This is a genomic window from Halorubrum salinarum (assembly GCF_013267195.1).
In the GTDB taxonomy this organism is placed as follows: Archaea; Halobacteriota; Halobacteria; order Halobacteriales; family Haloferacaceae; genus Halorubrum; species Halorubrum salinarum.
In genome coordinates, this window is the sequence record NZ_CP053941.1 from 2,653,377 (window position 1) to 2,674,729 (window position 21,353).

Here is a 21,353-nt window from a genome sequence, read left to right on the forward strand (position 1 = left end):
AAGCCGACACGAACCTCACTCGTGTCCGCCCGGCGAGCCCTCCCGCAGCCGCTCCGCGATGGCCGCGCCGGCGGTCCGCGGGTCCGCCTCGCGGATCCGAACCGCGTCGCCGACGGCGACGCGACCGGGTTCGACCACCTCACAGCAGAGCCCGCCGCGGTTCCGGAGCGCCGCCGCGATCCCCTCCTCGCCGGCGACCTCCTCCAAGTGCGCGCACGGGGGTCGACGCCGCGTCGGCCGCAGGAGCGCGTCGCCGACGGCGACGGTCGCGCCGAGGAGCGAGTCCATCCCGGGATCGACCCCGTCGACGACGACGTTCCGGCGGTGGCGGCCGTCGCGGAGGTCGACCCCGGTCGCCTCCCGGACCGCGGCGAGCGCCGACGCGGCGACGAGGGTGACCGCGCAGGCGTCGAGCTGGAAGTGGCCGTCGCCGCCGCGGTAGCGGTCGCCCTCCACGCCGTCCGGACGGATCTCGACGGCCTCGCGGCGGACTGGGGGCGCGCCGCCCTCCGGCGCGGTGACGAGCGACGCGACGCTGCCGGGGCCGTCCGCGTCGGCCTCGTCCGCCGGCATCACGGCCCACCGAGGAGGTCCGCGTCGGCGGGCTTCAGCCACTCGCGGTGCGCGTAGTAGACGGCCGCGACCGGCGGCGCGGGCAGGGCGACGAGCGCGTAGACCCACTTGAACACGCCCATGTCGACGACGCGACGCTCCGCGAGCGAGAGCGAGTCGAGCAGCAGCGTCGCGGTCGCCAGCGGCGCGAGGAGGTAGCCGTGCGCGAAGTCGACTGTCGCACCGAGCGGCGTCTCGGGCGTCAGGAACGCGTAGTCGAGCGCGTACAGCAGCGTCCACGCCGCGACGGTCGCCGCGAGCGCGGCCAGCCAGGGGCCGTCGAAGCGGCGGTCCGAGGCGCCGAACGGACTCGACGGGTCGCCGTCGACCGGATCGCCATCGACCGGGCCGCCCTCGGACGACTCGTTCGGTTCGGTGCGCGGGTTCACGGGCGATTTGCGGGCCGGACGCTAATCAACACCGGGGTCGGTCACTCGTCGAAGGTGCCCGCGGTCAGGTAGCGCTCGCCGCTGTCCCAGAAGACGGTGACGACGAGGGGTTCCTCGCCGGCGAACGCGCCGCGCTCGCGGAGCTCGGCCGCGACGTCCTTCGCGGCGAGGTTGGAGGCCCCGGACGACTGGCCGACTAAGATTCCCTCCTCGCGGGCGAGCCGTCGGCACTCGGCCTCCGCGTCAGCGAGCTCGACCGTGTGTACCTCGTCGATCAGGTCGACGGCGAGGTTCGGCGCGACGAACCCCGGACCCATTCCCTGGAAGCGGTCGTCGCCCGGCGGGTCGCCCGAGAGGACGGCGTTGTCCGCGGGCTCGACGGCGTCGATACGCACGTCCGGGAACGCCTCCCGCAGTCGACGGCCGATCCCGGAGAGGGTGCCGCCGGTACCGACCCCGGCGACGAGGGCGTCGACGGTCCGATCGCCCACCTGGTCGAGGATCTCCGGGCCCGTCGTCTCGTAGTGCGCGCGGGGGTTGGCGGGGTTCTCGAACTGCCGCAGCTGAACGGTGTTCGGCTCCGCCTCCAGCTCGTCCGCGCGGTCCTTGGCGTCGGAGATGTCGCCGTCGACGAGCTCGACGGTCGCGCCGTACGCCTTCATCAGCCGTCGGCGCTCGATCGACTTCCCCTCCGGGATCACGAGCGTGACGTCGTAGCCGCGCGCCGCGCCGGCCATCGCCAGCCCGATGCCGGTGTTGCCCGAGGTGGGTTCGACGATGCGGTCGCCCGGCTCGATCTCGCCGGCCGACTCGGCCGCCTCGATCATGTACAGCGCGGGGCGGTCCTTCGCCGAGCCGCCCGGGTTCCGGGACTCGACCTTCGCCGCCACGGTCGTTCCCGCGGGCGCGTCGACCCGCACCAGCGGCGAGCCGAGCGTCGACAGGATGTCGTCGTCCATTATCCGGACGGAGGCGGTCGCGACCCAAAGGCCCCGCGGACTGCGGCAATCGATGTCGATCGCGAACCCAGAGGGCCCGTCTTGCCACCGACGCGCCGTTTACGTGCCTCCGCGACCTACGCCCGGGCAATGACACTCGAAACGCTCGCGCCCGCCGACGTCGACGCGGACGCGTTCGACGACGCCGTTCTCGACGCGCTCGCGGCCGAGGAGTACGTGTTCAAGGTGTGGGGCGGCGACTGGTGCGGCGACTGCCAGCGCCAGCTCCCGGAGTTCGGCGCCGCGCTCGCGGCCGCCGGGGTCCCGGACGACCGCATCGAGGCGTTTCCGGTGACGAAGGGACCGGACGGCAAGGAGGGCGAACTGGTCGAGGAGTACGGGATCGAGCTGATCCCGACCGTCGTCGTCGAGTCGCCCGGGGGCGAGGAGCTCGCGCGGTTCGTCGAGGAGGCGGAGGTCTCCATCGCGGAGTTCCTGGCCGAGCGGCTCGCGGACGTCGAAGCGACCGCCTGACCCGTTTCCCGTCGTTCAGTCGGCTCTCGCGTTCATGTCGAACGCGTAGTAGAGCGCGGCCATCGTGACGCCCATCGTGACCGCCTGAAATGTCGTGGAGGTATTAAAAAGGACGCCGACCACGAGGACCGACGCCGTCGCGATCACGCCGGTGAGGAGCGCGTAGCGGAGCCTGGAGAGACCGCGCGCCCAGTCGTCGGTACAACTGTCGGGGACCGACCATATCTCGTTCTGTTGGACAGAAAACAAGTGCCTTCGGGTCGCCCGAGGACAGTCGCGGCCGAGCGCTCAAGTCGGTCCGGCGTTCACGCGGCGTATGGCACGCGTCACGGTCTGGAACGAGTACCGACACGAGCGCGAGAGCGACGTCGTCGCCGACGTGTACCCCGACGGGATCCACGCCGTCGTCGCGGACGCGCTCCGTGAGGGCGGTCACGAGGTCCGCACCGCGACGCTCGACGAGGGGCCGGACCACGGGCTCACCGAGGCCGCCTTGGACGACACCGACGTCCTCGTCTGGTGGGGCCACGCCGCGCACGACGAGGTGCGCGACGCGGTCGTCGACCGCGTCCAGGAGCGCGTCCTCGACGGCACGGGCCTGATCGCGCTCCACTCCGCGCACTACTCGAAGGTTTTCAAGCGGCTGATGGGCACCAGCTGCTCGCTGAAGTGGCGCGAGGCCGCCGAGCGCGAGCGACTGTGGACGATCGAACCGAGCCACCCGATCGCCGACGGGATCGGCGAGTACGTCGAGCTGGCGGAGACCGAGATGTACGGCGAGCGGTTCGACGTGCCCGCGCCCGACACGCTCGTGTTCACCTCCTGGTTCGAGGGCGGCGAAGTGTTCCGGTCCGGCTGCTGTTACCGCCGTGGGAGCGGGAAGGTGTTCTACTTCCGGCCCGGCCACGAGACGTACCCGATATACTACGACGAGGACGTTCGGCAGGTCCTTCGGAACGCGGTCGAGTGGGCGGCGCCGGGCGACGGCCCCGCGCCCGAGTTCGGCAACGCCGACCCGATCGAAGCGATCGACACGAGCGACGACCGGACAGTTCACTGAGCTGGCGCCGGCCGGTCGCAACCCGGGTCCGCCCGCCCTCTCTCGCTCGCCTCGCCGTCGCCGCCGGTCAGGCCACGTCACGAAGGTCGATGAACGACTTCATCATCGCCGACTCGGCCTTCCGGAGGTGTTCGGACGCGGTGCTCGGGGCGGCGTCGATCCGGTCGGCCACGTCCTCGACGGACGCCGCGCGCGGGGACTCGTAGTAGCCGCACTCGACGGCGGCCGCGAGCGCGTCGAACTGCCGGTCCGTCAGCTCCGGGTCGAAGAGGTGCTGTCGCCAGTCGTACTCCCCGATCCGGAGGACCTCGCTGTCGATCCGGTCCGGGAGCCCGGCGAGCGCGTCTCGAAGCGGCTCGTGGTCCCCGAGGACGGTCAGCCTCGCGACCCCGTCCGGACGGAAGTCGATCGGCGGGACGACGACGACGCCGGTCCGTCGGAGCGACCCGAACATGGCCTCGTCGACCGCGTCGCGCCGCTGCGTGAGGAAGACGTAGTGGCCCGACTCGTCGATCCGGGTGATCTCGAACTCCCGGATCCGGTCGACGGACCGCAGCGCCTCGGCGTACACGTCGATGTCCCCCTCGACGTAGAACAGGAACGTGTCGGCCGTCTCGTCGAAGAGGCTGCCGTGGAGGAGCACGTCCCGCTCGACGGCGTCCGACTCGTCGACCAGCCGGTGTATCGGATGGATGAGGGCCGGCGGGTACCGGAGTTCGAGGCGCAGGTACTTCACGCGGGACACTGCCGACGCCGATCTTATAAATACCCGCATGGGGCCGGCAGAAGCCTCGGGTCGCGCGCCCGCCTCACTTCGGGTATGTCGACTGCGCTGCCGCGCGACGGCGAGGACGGGACGGACGACCCGTTCGGGCCGATCCGCGAGCTGGTCACGGCGCGAGAGGAGCACCTGAACGCCCCCGCCGCGAGGGTCCGGCCCGACGACGTTCAGGAGGCCCTCTCCGCGCTGCGGTCCGAGGCGGGGTACGACCACCTCGCCTGCGTCACGGCACAGGAGTACGAGGGCCGCTACGAGTCGATCTACCACCTGCGGTCGTACGACGACCCCACGCGGGAGCTCAGCGTCGTGGTCCCCGCCGACGGCGACGAGCCGGTCTCGGAGTCGGCGGCGCCGGTGTTCCGCACGGCGGACTGGCACGAGCGCGAGGCGTACGACCTCGTCGGCGTCGAGTACGACGACCACCCCGACCTGCGCCGGATCCTCCTGCCGGAGACGTGGCAGGGTCACCCGCTCTCGGCGGACTACGACAGAGACCGGCCGCAGATCGTCTCGCTCTCCGAGAACGAGCCGATCGAGCCCGGCTCCTCGACGGCGGCCGGGAGCGACACGATGCTCCTCAACATCGGGCCGCATCACCCCGCGACCCACGGCGTGCTCCACCTCCAGGTGACGCTCGACGGCGAGGACGTGGTCGGCGTGGAGCCGGACATCGGCTACATCCACCGGTGCGAGGAGCAGATGGCCCAGTCGGGGACGTACCGCCACCAGATCATGCCGTACCCGGACCGCTGGGACTGGGGCGGCGGCGGCCTGCTCAACGAGTGGGCCTACGCGCGCGTCGCCGAGGACCTCGCGGACATCGAGGTGCCCGAGTACGCGCAGGTGATCCGCACCATGGCCGCGGAGCTCAGTCGCGTCCTCTCGCACATGCTGGCGATGGGGGCGTACGCGCTCGACGTGATCGGCGACTTCACGGCGACGTTCATGTACGCCATCCAGGAGCGCGAGCGCGTCCAGGACCTGCTCGAAGATCTGACGGGCCAGCGGCTGATGTTCAACTACTTCCGGCCCGGCGGCGTCGCGTGGGACCTCCCCGAGCCCCGCGAGGCGTTCCTCCGGGGCGTCCGCGAGTACCTCGACGGGCTCCCGCGCCGGATCGAGGAGTACCACGACCTCCTGACGCGGAACGAGATCCTCCAGATCCGCACGGTCGACACCGGGACGCTCCCGCCCGAGGTCGCGAAGGAGTACGGGACGACCGGGCCGGTCCTCCGGGGCTCGGGCGTCGACTACGACCTGCGCCGCGACGACCCCTACGGCTACTACGACGAGCTCGACTGGGACGTGGTGACCGAGGACGGCTGCGACAACTACAGCCGCCTGCTCGTCCGGATGCGCGAGGTCGAGGAGTCCGCGAAGATCGTCGAGCAGTGCGTCGACCTGCTCGACGGCTGGCCCGAGGGCGAACGCACCGTCCAGGCGAACGTTCCGCGAACGATCCGCCCGGACGACGACGCGGAGGTCTACCGCGCGGTCGAGGCCGCGAAGGGCGAACTCGGGATCTACATCCGCGCCGACGGGACGGACGAGCCCGCCCGGTTCAAGATCCGCGGCCCGTCGTTCTCGAACCTCCAGGCGCTCCCCGAGATGGCCGAGGGCGAGTCGATCCCGGACCTGATCGCGTCGCTGGGGAGCTTAGACACGATCATGGGCGAGGTCGACCGGTGAGGCCGTCCGAGCGACGAGCCGGCGGCTCGGCGGTGTAGAGCGACCGCCGCTACGGCGCGGACGTTGAAAGGCGACCGCCTCGCGCGAACGCGAGACGACCGGATGTGTCGCACGCCGGCGGCCGGTCGAGTACCCCTCGGCCGGCCGGGTATATAACCCCTCGTTTACTCGGGGCGGTGGACCTCGCCGTCCCGCGAGTCGGCGTCCTTCCGGCGGAGCGCGGCGGCCGCGTTGTTCGCGTCGTAGCCGAAGAACACGTCCTTCGCGTACGTCTCGGCCACCTCGGCGGCGTGGATCAGGTCGTCGACGTCGACCTCGACCGCGTACAGCTCCAGCGAGAACGGCGTCTCCGGCGGCGCGCCGTGGAGGTCGTAGTCGCCCCCGAGCCGCGAGCCGAACCCCCGGGCGATGGTCTCCAGCCAGTAGGTCGTCGCGTACTCGGTGTCGTACAGCGGGACGACGAACTCGTCGACGTGGTCGGCGAGCCGGTCGAGGTCCAGGCCGGCGCGCTCGTAGAGGTGGTCGGGATAGGGGTCGGGGTACAGCGTGAGCAGGAGCCGCCCGGGGACGAGGTCGGCCGCCTCGGCGACGAACTCGGTGATCACGTCGGCGCGCCAGTCGGCGAAGTCGTCGCGGTCGCTCTCGGCGAACAGGCGCTCGCAGCGGTCGCAGTGACAGAAGCCCTCGCGGGGGAACCCAACGTCGTCGAGGCGTACGTCCCCGTTCGCGTCCGCGCAGTCCGCGATTATCTCGAACAGCCCCTCGCGGTACTCTGGGTGCGTCGGGCAGATGTACGCCCAGTCGAAGTACTCGCGGTCGCGGGTCGCCGGCTCGCCGCGCTCGTCGACCGGAACGAGTTCCTCGTTCTCGCTCGCGGCGGCGTTGTCGCCGAAACACGACACCATGTTCACGGCGTTCGGCAGCGGCTCGGCCGCCCGGCCCGTGACGTCTTTCACCTCGTAGAACCCGAGGTCGAACGGCTCCATCTCGACCTCGTCGGCGTTGCGCGTGACGACCCCGTACATGGCCTCGGCTACGTGGCTGGTCGGTAAAAACGGACGGTCTCGCGGCGATCGATCGCGATGCGACTCAGCGGTTCGTGCGGTCCGGTACGCGAGACGGCCCGAGGAGGGCGCGAGTCCGGCCGCGTTACAGAAATTCGAGGAGAAAGCCCACGACTTCAGTGGTGAGTTGAATCCGACTACACATGACACAATCCATCCGCGATAGCCGACCGAGCGTTGATATAAGAACAAGACCTAATATAGAGTGATATTTATCTAATCGTATGCCACGAGGGTACAGTCGAGAGCGAACATTGGTACGCAACCTCCACTACCACTTCGTGTGGTGTTCGAAGTACCGCAAGCCGGTGCTGACGGATGAGGTTGCCAACCGTCTTGACCAACTCATCGGCGAGAAAGCCGACGAGCTCGATCTCGACATCCTCCAACTGGCAATCCAACCCGACCACGTACACCTGTTCATCACGGGGAGTCCGAAACTCGCACCGAACAAAATCATTCAGCAGGTCAAGGGCTACACCTCACGGAACCTCCGCGAGGAGTTCGACTTCGGCCTCCCCTCGCTGTGGACGCGCTCGTACTTCGTCTCCAGCGCGGGCGAGGTGTCCAGCCAGGCCATCGAGGAGTACATCGAATCACAGACCGGACGATGACGATGCGTCGAGAAGTCACCACTACGGTACGGGTCAAACTCCACTCGCTCACCGAGCGGAAAGCCCGCCTCGTCGAACGCGAGTACACCGCGTTTCAAGACGCCGTTCACGGTGACGACGACGCGAACCTCTACTCCGCCACCAAGCAACAGGCGGGCAAAGTCCGGTCGAACAAGAACCCGCGAGCGGACACCGACCAACCCGTCGTCCTTCGTAACGACTGTATCACCATCGAACACGACGAAGACACTGTTCTCTCGTCGTGGTGGTTCAAACTCCCAGTCTACAACCCCGAGAAGGAACACGGGGATAGCGTCTGGGTGCCCGTTCGCGTCCCCGAAAAAGACACGCACCTGTTCACCGACGAGTGTATCCGCGATTCGGAACTCGTCCAGCGAGACGGCGAGTGGTACGTCCACCTCGTCTGTAAACGGTCTGTGGCCGTCGCAGACGCCTACGACGACGTACTCGCCGTCGATATGGGTGCGAAATGGATAGCCGTCAGCACGTTGCTCTCTGACCGTGACACCACGTTCCACGGCGCAGAAGTCCGTCGCGTCCGCGAACACTACAAGCAACTCCGCAAATCCATCGGAAAGAGGAAGGTGCGCTCCGGAGCGAAGGTCATGGAGCGCCTCGGTGACAAGGAATCCAGAACGGTCGAACACGAGTTGTATCAGGTGGCGAACGAACTGATCGCTCGCGCTCAGGAGCGCAACGCCGTCATCGTGTTCGGTGATATGACTGGGTTGCGAGTCGACAATGATGAGGGGCGGTACGTGAACGATAAGACCCACAAGATGCCGTACGCGAAAATGGCGAATATTCTCACATACAAAGCCCACCTCGATGGACGCGAGTGTATCTCAGTAAAGGAGCACAATACGTCCGTGACGTGCTGGCGGTGTGGATCGAAGAACACGAGTCGTGAGGTACAGGGGCGTCTGGAGTGTCACGACTGTGGGTTGGATGACAACGCGGATAAAAACGGGGCGTCGAATATTGGGCAACGAGCCGTCGGTAAGGACATCACGAGCCCGCTATCGACGGCGGGGGCTGTCGTGGCTCAGCCCGAAACGCAGGTCGTACTCGAAGGAACCAGCGGTGAGATGGAACCTGCGAACTCTCCCGAAGACGTGGGGCTAACCCTCAGTGAGGGAAGCCCACGACTTTAGTCGTGAGAGAAGTCACTCGACTTCGACCGGCTGCTTGTCGCCGGCGAAGAGGAAGTACGCGAGCGCGACGAGCGACAGCACGAGGACGAGCTTGGCTTTCTTGCTCATGTCCCACGGTTCGTGCGGCGGGCGCTAAAACTTACCGGAGGGCGCGCGTGAGGGACGGCCGCACGCCGACCCCCGGTCGGCGTCTCAGACGTCGATGTGCTCGGCGATGTCGGACCGCAGGATCGTCGCGCAGTAGTCGCAGCGCACGCCGTCGGCGACCACGTCGAAGCGCGTCTCGACCGGCTCGCCGGCGTTCGTGATACAGTTGCGGTTCGGACAGGAGAGCACCCCGGTCACGCCGTCGGGTCGGGTGACGCGGTTCTTCTCGACCACCTCGAAGTCGCGGACGATGTTGATCGTCGCCTCCGGCGCGATGAGCGAGAGCACGTCGACCTCGGACTGCGACAGCTCCCGGTCTTCGACCTTCACGATGTCCTTGCGGCCGAGCCGGTCCGAGGGGACGTTCATCCCGACGGAGACGCCGAACCCCTCGGCGCCGTCGATGCCGAGGATGGCGAGGACGTTCAGCGCCTGCCCGGCCTCGACGTGGTCGATGACGGTGCCGTCGCGGATCTTCGAGACGCGGAGCTCGTGGTCGCTCATCGGTCCACCTCCAGTCCCTCGTCGCCGTCGTGGTTCGCGTTCTCTAAGAGGGTGTCCAACAGCGCCATCCGCACGGGAATGCCGTTGTGCGCCTGCTCGAAGTAGCGCGCGTGCTCGGTCTCGTCGACGTCGGGCGCGATCTCGTCGACGCGCGGGAGCGGGTGCATTACGGTGAGGTCGTCGGGGGCGGCGTCGAGCGTCTCGGCGTCGATCTGATACTCGCCGGCGACGCGGTGGTACTCGTTCTCGTCGGGGAACCGCTCCTTCTGGATCCGGGTGACGTACAGCACGTCCAGCTCGTCGAGGACGGGCGCTAAGTCCTCGTGCTCGCGGATCTGCGCGCCCGTCTCGTGGAGGTCGAACCGTACCGACCGCGGGAGCCGCAGCGACTCGGGGCTGATGAAGTGCTGGTTGGCGTCGAACTCGGTGAGCGCGGCCGCCAGCGAGTGGACCGTCCGCCCGTACTTCAGGTCGCCCATGATCCCGATGGTGAGGTCGTCGAGCCCGTGGTCCTCGCGGATCGTGTGGAGGTCGAGGAGGGTCTGCGAGGGGTGTTGGCCCGCGCCGTCGCCGGCGTTGACTACGGGCACGTCGACGCGCTCGCCGGCCAGCGTCGCGGCGCCCTCGCTGGGGTGGCGCAGGACGAGGGCGTCCGCGTACCCCTCGATGACGCGGACGGTGTCGGACAGCGACTCGCCCTTCGAGACGGACGAGGAGTCGACGTCGCCCATGTCGATGGTGTTCATCCCGAGGCGCTTCGCCGCGCTGTCGAAGCTCATCCGCGTCCGCGTGCTGGGCTCGAAGAAACAGAGCGCGAGCACGCGGCCGGCGTGCCGGTCCGCGTAGGCGGCGGGGTCGTCGGCGACCGCTCGGGCCCGGTCGAGCACGGCCTCGATGTCATCCCGCGAGAGCTGGGTCGCGGTGATGAGGTGGTCCTGTCGCATCGTCTGAGATGGGACTCGGCAGTATCTTGAATCCCTCGGCTCCGGCCGCAGCGCGGGTATTCACGGACGTGGGCACCGACGAGTCGACCGTTTCGATATCCGTAACGCCGCCCCGGTCGCACGGGCCGGCGAGCGGATCGAGCGCCGACCGCCGCCGATCATAAGCCCCCGCGGCCCGAACCGATCCGTATGTCCGAGAACGACCCGGCCGACCTGCTGCCGAACGACCGCGTGAAGCAGAGCGCCCTCGACGGCGACGTGACGCAGCTCCACCGCGGGAACCGCTACGGCGACGAGGGCGACACCTTCGAGGTCGACGGCGTCGCGTTCGAACTGACTGAGGTCACCGAGCGCACGCTCGGCGACATGACCGACGAAGACGCGAAGCGCGAGGGGTCGCCCTCGCTTGAGGCGTACAAAGAGCGGATGGTCCGCGCGCACGGCGGCAATTTCGAGTGGGACGACGACGCGGACGTGGTGCGACACCGTTTCCAGCGGGTCGACGAGTAGCGACGCGACCGGCGCCGACGAACGGGCTCAGTCGTCGTCCGCGGCCGCGCCGTCGCCCTCCCCCGCGGCGGTCGCCGCGTCGTCCTCGATGCTCGGCGGGTACTTCCCGCGGTCGAGCTTCAGGTCCGACTGCGGGCGGGCCATACAGGTGAGCGCGTACTCCTCGGCCTCCTCGTCGGTGAGGCCGCGGGCCGCGGGCTGGGTCACCTCGCCCTCGACGATCTCCGCCGAGCAGGCGAGACACATCCCGACGCGGCAGGAGTACTCCTGAGCGATCCCCTCGTCGAAGCAGGCGCTGAGGATCGTCTCCGTGTCGGCCACCTCGATCGTCTCGCCGGTGCCGACGAACTCGACGGTGTACTCGGTCATGGCGCCGAGTACCCGCCGCCCCGTCAAAAAGGGTTCCCTCTATCTCGTCGCCGTCGCGGGGACGGAAGGACCGGCCGGCGACGCTCCGACGCGACCATCGCAACGACTAATCCCCCGCCGGACGCTTCCCGAGGTATGACCGGCAAGGCCACCGCGCGAGCCCACCCGATCCAGGGGCTCGTGAAGTACCACGGCATGCGCGACGAGGAGCTTCGGCTCCCGTACCACGACAGCATCAGCCTCTGTACCGCCCCGACCGCGACGACGACCACCGTCGAGTGGCAGCCGGACGCGAGCGAGGACACCTACGTCATCGGCGGCGAGGCGGTCGACGGGCGCGCCGCCGAGCGCATCGACATGGTGGTCGACCACGTCCGCGACCTGGCCGGGGTCGACGCCGCGGTCCGGCTGGAGAGCGAGAACTCCTTCCCGTCGAACATCGGCTTCGGCTCCTCGTCGTCCGGGTTCGCGGCCGCCGCGCTCGCCCTGACCGAGGCCGCCGGGCTCGACATGACGCTCCCCGAGGTCTCCACGGTCGCCCGCCGCGGCTCCTCGTCGGCGGCGCGCTCGGTGACGGGCGCGTACTCGCGGCTCGACGCCGGGCTCAACGACGAGGACTGCCGCTCGTACCGCCTCGACGTGGGCGTGAGCGACGACGGCTTCGACCCCGAGGAGGACCTCCGGATCGTTGCGGCGCACGTCCCCGCGTACAAGGAGACGGAGGAGGCGCACCGCGAGGCCGCCGCGAGCCACATGATGCAGGCGCGGACCGCGCACGTCCAGGACCAGCTCGTCGAGATGACCGACGCGCTCCGCGCGGGCTCCTTCGAGCGGATCTTCGAGACCGCCGAGCACGACTCGCTCTCGCTGACGGCCACGACGATGACCGGGCCCGCGGGGTGGGTGTACTGGCAGCCCGAGACGATCGCGGTGTTCAACGCGGTCCGCGAGCTGCGCGAGTCGGGCGTCCCCGTCTACTTCTCGACGGACACCGGCGCGTCGGTGTACGTGAACACGCCCGCGGGCCACGCCGACGAGGTGGAGAGCCGGATCGCGGAGGTCGGGATCGACACCGACGTCTGGGAGGTCGGCGGCCCGGCGCGCGTCCTCGACGAGAGCGAGGCGCTCTTCTGACGAACGGTCGAGAAATACGGTCGCCCCGGCGGCGACCCGAGTCCGCGGCGAGACGCGCGGACCGTGAGGCGCGGCCGCTTCAGTACGGCAGCACGCCGGTCACGGTGCCGAGCAGCGCGACCGCGACGGCGAGCGCCTGCGCGACGAAGAAGGCCTTCGAGGAGGCCCAGCCGAAGTACAGCAGCGCCGCCATCGGGACCGCGCCGATGACCGCCGGCCAGAGGCCCATGGTGAACAGGATCGCGAGGAGGCCGGTCGTCGCGAGGATGAGCACGTCCATGCCGAGCGAGACGAGGTTCCGTCGGCGGAGCTCCTCGGGGTCGAACATCCGCGCCAGCGACCCGCGCCGGTCGCCTCGGTCGTCCGCGGTCGAGGGCGACTCCATCGTCAGTTGCTAAGGGTCTCCTCGTGGGCGTCGTCGAGCGGCCCGACGATGTCCTCGGTCGGCGTGTCGGGCGTGGCCCACAGGCCCTTGAGTACCGACCAGAACTCCTGCTGGAACGGGTTCCCGAGCGCGTCGTCGAGGTCCGGCACGACCGTCACCTCGTCGGCGAGGTCGGGCAGGTTCGCCATCACCTGGATCTCGTAGGCGTCGTCCGGGACCTGCGTGTTAGACGCGATGAAGCCGCCCTCCTCGACCCAGACCTGCTGGCCCTCGGCGGAGACGAACGAGCTCAGCGCGTCGCGCGCGGCGTCGACGTTGTCCGAGTACTTCGGTACCGTGAACCAGTTGACCGACGAGGAGATGCCGTCGACGCCGGGCAGCCGGAACACGCCGAGGTCCGAGGGGTCCTCGACCGCGTCCTGCGCCGGCGTGAACGAGCCCATGAAGTACAGCGGGAGGCTGTTGTCCCAGAAGTACTCGTACTGGACGCCGAAGTCGCGGGTCTGACTGAAGTACCCCTCGTCGTGGAGCATCTTGATCTCGTCGAACGCCGTCGCGACGCGATCGTCCGTGAAGGAGGCGTCACCGCTGATGAGCCCCTGCTGGAGGGTGGCGCCGTCCTCCTGCCGCATGAAGAAGCCCTCGGTGATGTCGCTGAGCGGCCACCCGGTGCCGTTCCCGGAGGCGATGGGCGCGTCGACGCCGTCGATGGCGGCGATGTCGTCGAGCAGCGTCATGAACTCGTCCCAGCTCTCCGGCTCGGAGAGGCCGTGCTCGTCGAAGAACGACTTCCGGTACCAGAAGCCCGGCTTGAGGTCCATCTTGAACGGCGCGGCGTACACGTCGCCGTCGACGGTGACCCGCGAGGGGTCGACCGCGAAGTCGTCCGCGTTCCAGGCGTCGCCGACCGGCGCCAGGTGGCCGTTCTGCGCGTCGGAGATGATCCGCGCCGGCGAGGGCATCACGACGATGTCCGCGGAGGCGACGCCGGACTCGTAGTCCATGAGGGTCCCGGTGAGCAGGCTGTCGGTGTCGCGCGGGAAGTACTCCATGCTCATCCCGGTGTCGTCCTCCACGAAGCTCATCACCTTGCTGAACGACTCCTGCTCGCCGCCCGACCAGACGCCCGTGATTTCGAGGCCGCTCCCGCTTCCGCCGTCACCCCCGTCGGAGCCGTCCGACCCGTCGGACCCGTCCCCGCCGTCGCCGCCGCCCCCGTCGCCCGAACAGCCCGCGAGCGCAACGCTCCCGAGCACCGACGCGGTGCCGGTCGTCTTCAGTACGTCCCGCCGCGTAGTACAGGATCGATCATCGGACATGTCGTCCGGATTCTTTGGTCCCACTTACTTCAAATTTGCTTATTAATTACCGCTATAGTTACTAACCGAAATCGAACGGGGCCGGAACGCGATCACGGCTATTTATGGGCGTATCGCGGGGTAGTGGGGGATATGACGGACGGAGCCGCCCCCGATTCCGCCGCCTCGAACCGCCCGAATCTCGTGCTCGTTCACTGTCACGACCTCGGTCAACACCTCGGCTGTTACGGGGCCGACGTCGACACGCCGAACATCGACCGGATCGCGGCCGACGGCGCGCGGCTGGCGAACAGCTTCTGTTCGGCCCCGCAGTGCTCGCCGAGCCGGTCCAGCATGATGACGGGCTACTACCCCCACGAGAACGGCGTCATGGGGCTCGCGCACATGGGCTGGGCGCTGGGCGACGAGTGGGAGACGCTGCCGAAGCGCCTCCGGAAGGCGGGCTACGAGACGGCGTTGCTCGGCTTCCAGCACGAGGTCCCGGACGACCCCGAGCGGCTCGGCTACGAGTACGTCGACAGCGGGACCAAGCGCGCGCTCGATCTCGTCGACGTCGTCGACGACTTCTTCGCCGAGCGCGCGGACGCCGACGAGCCGTTCTTCGTCTCCGTCGGGATCGAGGAACCGCACCGCCCCTTCCGCCGGGAGTACCTCTCCGACGGGACCTACGACGCGTACGACCCCGACGAGGTCCCGCTCGACGACTTCCCGTACCTCCCGGACGCGCCCGGCGTCCGCGAGGACGTCGCCGACCTCCGGTCGGTGATCTCGGAGGTGCTCGACCCCGCGGTGGGCCGCTACCGCGAGTCGCTCGCCGACCACGGGCTGGCCGAGGAGACGGTGTTCGTCTTCACGACCGACCACGGGCTCGCGATGCCGCGCGCGAAGGGCACCTGTTACGACCCCGGCATCGAGACCGCGCTCCTCGTCCACCAGCCGGGCGTCGTCGAGGGCGGCGCCGTCCACGACGCGCTCGTCACCAACGTCGACTTCGCGCCGACGATGCTGGACCTGCTCGGCGTCGACCCGCCGACGGACGTCTCCGGGGAGTCGTTCGCGCCGCTGCTCCGCGGGGAGCCGCACGACGGCCGCGACCGCGTCTTCGCCGAGATGACGTGGCACGACCGGTACAACCCGATCCGCGTCGTCCGGACGGAGCGGTACAAGTACGTCCGCAACTTCTCCGTGCTCCCGCGGGTGTTCGTCCCGATGGACGTAGCGCCGACGGCCTCGGGCCGGGAGGTCCACGAGGAGTTCCACGTCCCGCAGCGCCCGACCGAGGAGCTGTACGACCTGGCGGCCGACCCCGCGGAGTCGGAGAACCTCGCGTCGGACAAGAAGCCCTTCGAGGCGGCGGCCGAGGCGAGCGACCCGGAGCCCGACCACGCCGACGCCCTCAACCGGCTTCGCGACGAGCTGGAGTCGTGGATGGAAGCGACCGACGACCCCCTCCTCGACGGCCCCGTCCCGTACCCCGACGTGGCGTGAGCGGCTCGCCGCCGGTCGGGCGTCGGCGCTGGGGCCTCGCGGCCCGTGCGTCTCGGACTCGGTGATTTTTATACACCGAAGTAGTTAATTGATCGTCATGGACACCGAGGAACTCCTGGAGACGCTCCAGGCCGCCGATCTCTCTTACTATCAGGCGAACGCGTACGTCACGCTGTTGGAGCTGGGGACCGCGTCCGCGACCGAGGTCGCGCAGGCCAGCGACGTGCCGGACGCGCGGATCTACGACGTGCTCCGCGACCTCGACGACCTCGGGTACGTGGAGCTGTACGAACAGGAGACGTTCCAAGCGCGCGCGACCGACCCCGAGACCATCGTCGCCGGGCTCACGGACCGGGCGAGCGCGTTCGAGTCGGCGGCCGAGGAGATCGAGGAGCGCTACGAGCGACCGACCCTCGACACCCAGACGGTCAGCATCGTCAAGCGGTTCGACACGGTGCTGGAGGCGGCCCGCACGTTCGTCCGCGACGCCGACACGCAGGTCCACGCGACGCTCACCCGCGACCAGTTCGAGGCGCTCCGGGGCGACCTCTCCGACGCCCGCGACCGCGGCGTCACGGTCAACGTCACGATCCTCGCCCGAGACGGGGACGACCCCCTCGACGACGACGACTTCGAGGGCGCCGTGACCGTCGCCCATCGGCTCTCCCGCCCCGCCCCGTTCGTCCTCACCTCCGACCTCCGGCGCACGGCGTTCGCGCCCAACCCCGCGGCGGTCGAGGACTACGGGCTGATCCTCCGTAACCGCTCGTTCACCTACGTCTTCTTCTGGCACTCCCTGCTTTTCATGTGGCTCCCCTCGCCCGTGGCGTACGAGGCCGACGAGGCGGGCCCGAAGCGGTACGCCGACATCCGGCAGTTCCTGCTGGAGAACCGCGACCGGATCCGCGGCGACGAGCCGCTCCACGTCGAGGTCAAGGGGCGCGAGACCGACGGCGACCGGTCGGTGACCCTCTCCGGCGAGGTCGTCGAGGCCGAACACCTCTCGGACGCCGACGGCGACGCGGACAGCGCCCCCACGGTGATGGCGCTGACGGGCACCGCCTCCATGGTCGTCGACGACGGCGAAACGCGCTGGACCGTCGGCGGCTGGGGCGCGACCTACGAGGACGTGGAGGCCGACCGGATCCGCGTGACCGGGGCCGCGCCGGTGAGCGGGGCCGAACCGGCGGAGTGAGGGCGGGCGGGGCGCCCGCGGTCGCACCCCGTCGCGCGGCGGGCGGATTTATGCTGGCGGCGTCCGTCGATCGGTCCCGCATGCCACCTCGACCCTCGACCTTCTCGATCGCCGCCCGCGACCCCGAGACCGACGCGGTCGGCGTCGCGGTCCAGTCGAAGTTCGTCGGCGTCGGCGCCGTCGTCCCGTTCGTCAGCGCGGACGCGGGCGCTGTGGCCACCCAGAGCTTCGCGAACGTCGCCTACGGCCCCGACGGGCTCGACCTCCTCCGCGAGGGCCGCGCTCCGGCCGAGGCGATCGACCGGCTCACGGCCGCCGACGACGAGGCGCCGTCGCGACAGGTCGGCGTCGTCGGCGTCGACCCCGACGACGAGCCCGCCGCGTTCACCGGCGACGAGTGCCACGACCACGCCGGCGACCGGCAGGGCGACCACTACACGGTCCAGGGGAACATCTTAGAGAACGCCGACACCCTCGACGCGATGGCGGAGGCGTTCGAGGAGACCGACGGCGGCCTCCCGGAGCGGCTCATCGCCGCGCTCCACGCGGGCAACGAGGCCGGCGGCGACAAGCGCGGCGAGCAGTCCGCGGCGCTGTACGTCGCCAAGCCCGAGGGCGGCTACGACGGGAAGAACGACCGCTGGGTCGACGTGCGCGTCGACGACCACGAGCGACCGATCGACGAGTTAGAGCGCGTGTTCAAGATATACGACGTGACCCTCCTCGAACGCGAGGCCCCCGACGAGACCCGAGAGCTCTCCGGGGAGACCGCGGTCGCGGTCCAGTCGGCGCTCGCCGACCTCGGCTTCTACGACGGCGAGCCGAGCGCGGAGTTCGGCGACGACGCCCGCGAGGCCCTGGAGTCGTTCCGCGGCATGAACAACTTCGAGAACCACTCCCTCGCGGTGCTGGAGGACGCGGTCTCGCGCGGCTGGGCGGCCGCCGACGGCGACGGCGACCCCGAGACGCGACTCGTGGACGCCATCTGGCACGGGCTCTCCAGGCTCGACCGCGCGTAGCGTCGCCCCGGTGCCGTTCCCTCGCCCCGAAGCGGTCGGACCGGGCCGGTCGACTTTTGCCCGTTCGCGTCCGAGCGGGACCATGACCATCGCACCCGACGACGTCGCGGACCTCATCGAGGAGAACCTCCCGGACGCGGTCGCCAGCGTGACCGCGCCCCGGGTCCACGACGACGAGGACGAGGACGCCCACTTCGCGGCCGTCGTCGTCTCGCCCGCCTTCGAGGGCGAGTCGCTCGTCGACCAGCACCAGTTGGTGTACGACGCGGTCGGGGACCACATGACCCGGTCCGTCCACGCCTTGGAGATCAAGACGTACACCCCCGAGGCGTACGCCGAACACGGCGACGGCGCCCTCGACGACGACCTCCGCGAGGCCGGGCTGCTCCCGGCCGGGAGCGAGTGAGGGCGGACCGGTGAACGCCGTCGTCGGCCTCGCCCTAATCGGCGCCGTCGCGTGGGGGTGCTGGGCGGTGCTCGCGGACGTCGCCACGCGGTCGATGGCACCGGAGGCGGCGATGATCGTCTCTTACGCCGTCGGGATCGGCGTCGCCTCCCTGTACGTCCTCTACCGCGGGTCGACCGTCCTGGGGAACGACCCGACCGCGCTGGGCGCCGCGGCGCTCGCCGGCGTCGCCTCCGGCGTCGGCGCGGTCGCGTACTACGCCGCGCTCCAGGCCGGCGCCGCCGGGATCGCGACCACGGTCACCGCGCTGTACTTCGTCGTCGCAGCGATCCTCGGCGCCGTCGTGCTCGGCGAGTCGCTGGCGCTCAGCGACGTCGCCGGAATCGGCGCCGCGGTCCTCGCCGTCGCCTTCATCGCCTACTGACCGCCGTCGCCGCCCTCCGCGTCGTCGCCGCTCGTCGTCCGGGTCGACGTCGCGTCCGACGCGCCGGACTCGGCGTCCGCCTCCCCCGCGACGCGGTCGGCGACCAGTTCGGCCAGCGGGTCGACCGTGACCGTCAGGCGGGCGACGAGGAACACCACTGGGACGAGCGCAACGAACAGGAACGCGGCGTCGTACGCCCACGCGGCGCCGTCCAGGACGGGGACCGCGACGCCTGCCAGCCCGCGGTACGCGACGAGGACGGCCCCGAAGACGACGAGCCAGTGGACGACGCCGCCCGCGTTCTCGACGATCCGGTCCGCTCGGGCGTCGCCCTCGGCCTCGGACGTGCCGAGCGCCAGCCGCGTCAGCAGCGCGAACTTCGGCGCCGCGTACAGGAGGATGCCCGCCACCGCGAGCGCGACGACCGCCGTCGCGACCGCGGCGAACGTCACGGGCGCGAACGGGACGAGTCGGTCGACGCCCGGCAGCAGTGTGACGACCGCGAGGACGCCGACTATCGCCAGCGCGCCGATCAATAGCTTGCTCGTCGACCGGACGGTGTCGCGGTCGAGCGCCGCGCCGATCGCTGAGTCGTTCGAGCTCATGTGCGCCCGGCCGTTGCGGACGGACCGGCATATAAGCCGGAAGCGTTTGCGCCGATTTTCGGCCGTTTTCGCTCGGGTTAACGCCTCGCTCCGTCATCGTCTCGCGGTAGCAATTGTCTCGGTAGCAGTCCGCACGATCCCGCGCGCTGCCGGCTTCCAGTACCTTTTACAGCGTCTCGCGGGAAGGTCGGCGCATGGGTGACGACTACCGCACGGAAGAGGACAGCCTCGGCGAGATGCAGGTGCCGGCGGACGCCTACTGGGGCGCACAGACCCAGCGCGCCGTCGAGAACTTCCCCGTCTCGGGGATCCCGATGAGTCGACGGTTCATCCGCGCGCTCGGCGTCGTGAAGAAGGCGGCCGCGCAGGCGAACCGCGACCTCGGGCTCATCGAGGACGACACCGCGGAGGCGATCGTCGCCGCCGCCGACGAGGTGATCGCGGGCGAGCACGACGACCAGTTCCCGGTCGACGTGTTCCAGACCGGCTCCGGCACCTCCTCGAACATGAACGCCAACGAGGTGATCGCCAACCGCGCCGCCGAGATCGCGGGCGCGGAGATCGGCGACCGCGTCGTCCACCCCAACGACCACGTCAACTACGGCCAGTCGTCGAACGACGTGATCCCCACGGCGATGCACGTCGCCGCGCTGGAGGCGGTCGAGAAGGACCTCGTGCCGGCCTTAGAGACGCTCCACGCCGAACTGGAGGCGAAGGAGGCCGAGTTCGACGGCGTCGTCAAGACCGGCCGGACGCACCTCCAGGACGCGACCCCGATCCGGCTCGGCCAGGAGTTCAGCGGCTACCGGACGCAGGTCGCGAAGGGCATCGAGCGCGCCGAGGGCGTCCAGTCGAACCTCCGCGAGCTCGCCCTCGGCGGGACCGCGGTCGGGACCGGGCTCAACACCCACCCCGAGTTCCCGGAGCTCGCCGCGGAGTACATCTCCGACGAGACCGGGACCGAGTTCCGCGAGGCGGCGAACCACTTCGAGGCGCAGGCGGCCCACGACGCGATGGCGGAGGGCCACGGCGCGCTCAAGACGATCGCCGGCAGCCTCAACAAGATGGCCAACGACCTCCGGCTCCTCGCCTCCGGGCCGCGGAACGGCCTCGGTGAGATCGAGCAGCCCGAGAACCAGCCCGGCTCCTCGATCATGCCCGGGAAGATCAACCCGGTCGTCGCCGAGTCGGTCAACCAGGTCCACAAGCAGGTCGTCGGCAACGACGCCGCGGTCTCCGCCGGCGCCGCGCGCGGCGAGATCGACCTGAACCTCTACAAGCCCGTCATCGCGCACAACTTCCTCGAATCGGCGGAGCTGCTCTCGAACGTCGCCGAGACGTTCGGCGAGCGCTTCGTCGGGAAGCTGGAGGCCAACGAGGAGTTCGCCCGCGAGCGCGTCGAGCAGTCGATGGCGCTGGCGACGGCGCTCAACCCCGCGATCGGCTACGACAAGGCCAGTACGGTCGCGAAGACGGCGCTGAAGGAGGGCAAGAGCGTCCGCGAGGCCGCCGTCGAGGCCGGCTACCTCACCGAGGAGGAGGCCGACGAGGTCCTCGACCCGGAGGCGATGACTCACCGCGTCATCCTCGGCGACGAGGACTGACGGGGTCGAACCTCCCTCTGAGGAGCCCTCGTCCCGCTCGCCGTCAGCCGTCGACCTCGCAGCCAAGTTCCTCCAGTCGCCGCGCGGCGGCCGACAGGTCCTCCTCCCCGACGAACACGTGGTCCGTCGCGTACGACGAGACGACGAACACCGACACGTCGACCTCGGCGAGCGCCGTCGCGACCGCCGCGAGGAAGCCGACGAGTTCGAAGGGGAGTTCCATCTCGAATGTCAGGCGCCTCCAACCGGGCTCGACCGCGTCCGCGTCGACCGCGTCGACCTCGCACTCCTCGACGACGACCGTGGTCTCCTCGGCCTCGCGGACCGTCGCGAACGCCCCCGGGTGGTCGCCGTCGGTCCGACAGACCGCGTACGTCGCGTCCGACACGCTGACCGCGCCGCCGTCGAGGAACTCGGCCGGGTCCATGGGGGCCGCAGGCGCCC

Annotated in this window: 26 protein-coding genes; 13 read left to right on the plus strand and 13 right to left on the minus strand. The window is 69.8% G+C overall.

The window, feature by feature from the left end; translation table 11 throughout:
* Positions 1 to 15 precede the first annotated feature (15 nt).
* The 3 genes from HPS36_RS13540 to HPS36_RS13550 are packed head-to-tail and all read right to left on the minus strand — an operon-like array spanning position 16 to position 1,960.
* On the minus strand, positions 16 to 573 hold the full coding sequence (locus HPS36_RS13540; RefSeq protein WP_173230550.1) for an MOSC domain-containing protein: 558 nt from the start codon (positions 571 to 573) through the stop codon (positions 16 to 18).
* On the minus strand, positions 573 to 1,001 hold the full coding sequence (locus tag HPS36_RS13545) for a hypothetical protein (protein ID WP_235681711.1): 429 nt from the start codon (positions 999 to 1,001) through the stop codon (positions 573 to 575). Before HPS36_RS13545 ends, HPS36_RS13540 begins: the two co-directional genes overlap by 1 nt.
* Positions 1,002 to 1,042: 41 nt before the next feature.
* Positions 1,043 to 1,960, minus strand: a complete 918-nt coding sequence (locus HPS36_RS13550; RefSeq protein ID WP_173230551.1) for a PLP-dependent cysteine synthase family protein — start codon at positions 1,958 to 1,960, stop codon at positions 1,043 to 1,045.
* 129 nt (positions 1,961 to 2,089) lie between these two features.
* Between HPS36_RS13550 and HPS36_RS13555 the strand changes: the two genes are divergently transcribed.
* The gene (locus HPS36_RS13555) at positions 2,090 to 2,473 is read left to right on the plus strand and encodes a TlpA family protein disulfide reductase (RefSeq protein WP_173230552.1); all 384 of its coding nucleotides are present in this window, start codon (positions 2,090 to 2,092) and stop codon (positions 2,471 to 2,473) included.
* A gap of 15 nt (positions 2,474 to 2,488) precedes the next feature.
* On the opposite strand, the gene HPS36_RS13560 is transcribed toward HPS36_RS13555, so the two are convergent.
* Positions 2,489 to 2,722 (minus strand): hypothetical protein, encoded by a 234-nt coding sequence (locus HPS36_RS13560; protein ID WP_235681712.1) that lies wholly within the window; start codon positions 2,720 to 2,722, stop codon positions 2,489 to 2,491.
* A gap of 67 nt (positions 2,723 to 2,789) precedes the next feature.
* Here HPS36_RS13560 and HPS36_RS13565 point away from each other — a divergent pair, with 67 nt between their 5' ends.
* Positions 2,790 to 3,533, plus strand: coding sequence for a ThuA domain-containing protein (locus HPS36_RS13565; RefSeq protein WP_173230553.1), 744 nt, complete (start codon positions 2,790 to 2,792; stop codon positions 3,531 to 3,533).
* A 67-nt stretch (positions 3,534 to 3,600) separates the two neighbouring features.
* On the opposite strand, the gene HPS36_RS13570 is transcribed toward HPS36_RS13565, so the two are convergent.
* Positions 3,601 to 4,269, minus strand: a complete 669-nt coding sequence (locus HPS36_RS13570; protein ID WP_173230554.1) for a helix-turn-helix domain-containing protein — start codon at positions 4,267 to 4,269, stop codon at positions 3,601 to 3,603.
* 84 nt (positions 4,270 to 4,353) lie between these two features.
* Between HPS36_RS13570 and HPS36_RS13575 the strand changes: the two genes are divergently transcribed.
* Positions 4,354 to 6,003 carry an NADH-quinone oxidoreductase subunit D gene (locus HPS36_RS13575; RefSeq protein ID WP_173230555.1) on the plus strand — a complete coding sequence of 550 codons (1,650 nt, stop codon included), beginning with the start codon at positions 4,354 to 4,356 and terminating at the stop codon, positions 6,001 to 6,003.
* Between the two features lie 164 nt (positions 6,004 to 6,167).
* Here the strand turns inward: HPS36_RS13575 and HPS36_RS13580 are convergent, their stop codons facing one another.
* Positions 6,168 to 7,028 carry a hypothetical protein gene (locus HPS36_RS13580; protein ID WP_173230556.1) on the minus strand — a complete coding sequence of 287 codons (861 nt, stop codon included), beginning with the start codon at positions 7,026 to 7,028 and terminating at the stop codon, positions 6,168 to 6,170.
* A 263-nt stretch (positions 7,029 to 7,291) separates the two neighbouring features.
* On the opposite strand from HPS36_RS13580, the gene tnpA reads away from it, so the two are divergent.
* Positions 7,292 to 7,681 carry an IS200/IS605 family transposase gene (gene tnpA / locus HPS36_RS13585; protein WP_137716292.1) on the plus strand — a complete coding sequence of 130 codons (390 nt, stop codon included), beginning with the start codon at positions 7,292 to 7,294 and terminating at the stop codon, positions 7,679 to 7,681.
* Between the two features lie 2 nt (positions 7,682 to 7,683).
* A complete protein-coding gene (locus tag HPS36_RS13590; RefSeq protein ID WP_173230557.1) occupies positions 7,684 to 8,856 on the plus strand; it encodes an RNA-guided endonuclease InsQ/TnpB family protein in 1,173 nt (390 codons plus the stop codon).
* 192 nt (positions 8,857 to 9,048) lie between these two features.
* On the opposite strand, the gene pyrI is transcribed toward HPS36_RS13590, so the two are convergent.
* A complete protein-coding gene (gene pyrI, locus HPS36_RS13595; RefSeq protein WP_137716294.1) occupies positions 9,049 to 9,507 on the minus strand; it encodes an aspartate carbamoyltransferase regulatory subunit in 459 nt (152 codons plus the stop codon).
* A complete protein-coding gene (gene pyrB / locus HPS36_RS13600; protein WP_173230558.1) occupies positions 9,504 to 10,451 on the minus strand; it encodes an aspartate carbamoyltransferase in 948 nt (315 codons plus the stop codon). The genes pyrI and pyrB overlap by 4 nt, the downstream gene beginning before the upstream one ends.
* Positions 10,452 to 10,640: 189 nt before the next feature.
* Between pyrB and HPS36_RS13605 the strand changes: the two genes are divergently transcribed.
* A complete protein-coding gene (locus tag HPS36_RS13605; RefSeq protein WP_173230559.1) occupies positions 10,641 to 10,961 on the plus strand; it encodes an ASCH domain-containing protein in 321 nt (106 codons plus the stop codon).
* Between the two features lie 27 nt (positions 10,962 to 10,988).
* Here HPS36_RS13605 and HPS36_RS13610 read toward each other — a convergent pair whose 3' ends face one another.
* Complete coding sequence (locus HPS36_RS13610; RefSeq protein ID WP_053771363.1) at positions 10,989 to 11,330, minus strand: 2Fe-2S iron-sulfur cluster-binding protein; 342 nt, start codon at positions 11,328 to 11,330, stop codon at positions 10,989 to 10,991.
* Between the two features lie 135 nt (positions 11,331 to 11,465).
* Between HPS36_RS13610 and mvaD the strand changes: the two genes are divergently transcribed.
* Positions 11,466 to 12,464 (plus strand): phosphomevalonate decarboxylase MvaD, encoded by a 999-nt coding sequence (gene mvaD / locus HPS36_RS13615; protein ID WP_173230560.1) that lies wholly within the window; start codon positions 11,466 to 11,468, stop codon positions 12,462 to 12,464.
* A gap of 79 nt (positions 12,465 to 12,543) precedes the next feature.
* Here the strand turns inward: mvaD and HPS36_RS13620 are convergent, their stop codons facing one another.
* Both HPS36_RS13620 and HPS36_RS13625 read right to left on the minus strand, forming a co-directional pair.
* Complete coding sequence (locus HPS36_RS13620; RefSeq protein WP_121564582.1) at positions 12,544 to 12,849, minus strand: hypothetical protein; 306 nt, start codon at positions 12,847 to 12,849, stop codon at positions 12,544 to 12,546.
* A 2-nt stretch (positions 12,850 to 12,851) separates the two neighbouring features.
* Complete coding sequence (locus tag HPS36_RS13625) at positions 12,852 to 14,105, minus strand: ABC transporter substrate-binding protein (protein ID WP_173230834.1); 1,254 nt, start codon at positions 14,103 to 14,105, stop codon at positions 12,852 to 12,854.
* Between the two features lie 195 nt (positions 14,106 to 14,300).
* Between HPS36_RS13625 and HPS36_RS13630 the strand changes: the two genes are divergently transcribed.
* The 5 genes from HPS36_RS13630 (at position 14,301) to HPS36_RS13650 (ending at position 18,700) form a co-directional block, all read left to right on the plus strand.
* A complete protein-coding gene (locus HPS36_RS13630) occupies positions 14,301 to 15,656 on the plus strand; it encodes a sulfatase family protein (RefSeq protein ID WP_173230561.1) in 1,356 nt (451 codons plus the stop codon).
* Positions 15,657 to 15,753: 97 nt separating this feature from the next.
* Entirely contained in the window at positions 15,754 to 16,851 is a 1,098-nt protein-coding gene (locus tag HPS36_RS13635) for a TrmB family transcriptional regulator (RefSeq protein WP_173230562.1), read from the plus strand.
* An 80-nt stretch (positions 16,852 to 16,931) separates the two neighbouring features.
* Entirely contained in the window at positions 16,932 to 17,870 is a 939-nt protein-coding gene (locus tag HPS36_RS13640) for a DUF1028 domain-containing protein (protein ID WP_173230563.1), read from the plus strand.
* Positions 17,871 to 17,952: 82 nt separating this feature from the next.
* Complete coding sequence (locus HPS36_RS13645; RefSeq protein WP_173230564.1) at positions 17,953 to 18,276, plus strand: BolA family protein; 324 nt, start codon at positions 17,953 to 17,955, stop codon at positions 18,274 to 18,276.
* A gap of 10 nt (positions 18,277 to 18,286) precedes the next feature.
* Positions 18,287 to 18,700, plus strand: coding sequence for an EamA family transporter (locus tag HPS36_RS13650; RefSeq protein ID WP_173230565.1), 414 nt, complete (start codon positions 18,287 to 18,289; stop codon positions 18,698 to 18,700).
* Here the strand turns inward: HPS36_RS13650 and HPS36_RS13655 are convergent.
* A complete protein-coding gene (locus HPS36_RS13655) occupies positions 18,694 to 19,305 on the minus strand; it encodes a hypothetical protein (protein ID WP_173230566.1) in 612 nt (203 codons plus the stop codon). The two genes, HPS36_RS13650 and HPS36_RS13655, sit on opposite strands and share 7 nt — an antisense overlap.
* Positions 19,306 to 19,499: 194 nt before the next feature.
* On the opposite strand from HPS36_RS13655, the gene HPS36_RS13660 reads away from it, so the two are divergent.
* A complete protein-coding gene (locus HPS36_RS13660) occupies positions 19,500 to 20,909 on the plus strand; it encodes a class II fumarate hydratase (RefSeq protein ID WP_173230567.1) in 1,410 nt (469 codons plus the stop codon).
* Between the two features lie 43 nt (positions 20,910 to 20,952).
* On the opposite strand, the gene HPS36_RS13665 is transcribed toward HPS36_RS13660, so the two are convergent.
* Positions 20,953 to 21,336 (minus strand): ACT domain-containing protein, encoded by a 384-nt coding sequence (locus tag HPS36_RS13665; protein WP_173230568.1) that lies wholly within the window; start codon positions 21,334 to 21,336, stop codon positions 20,953 to 20,955.
* Between the last annotated feature and the right edge of the window lie 17 nt (positions 21,337 to 21,353).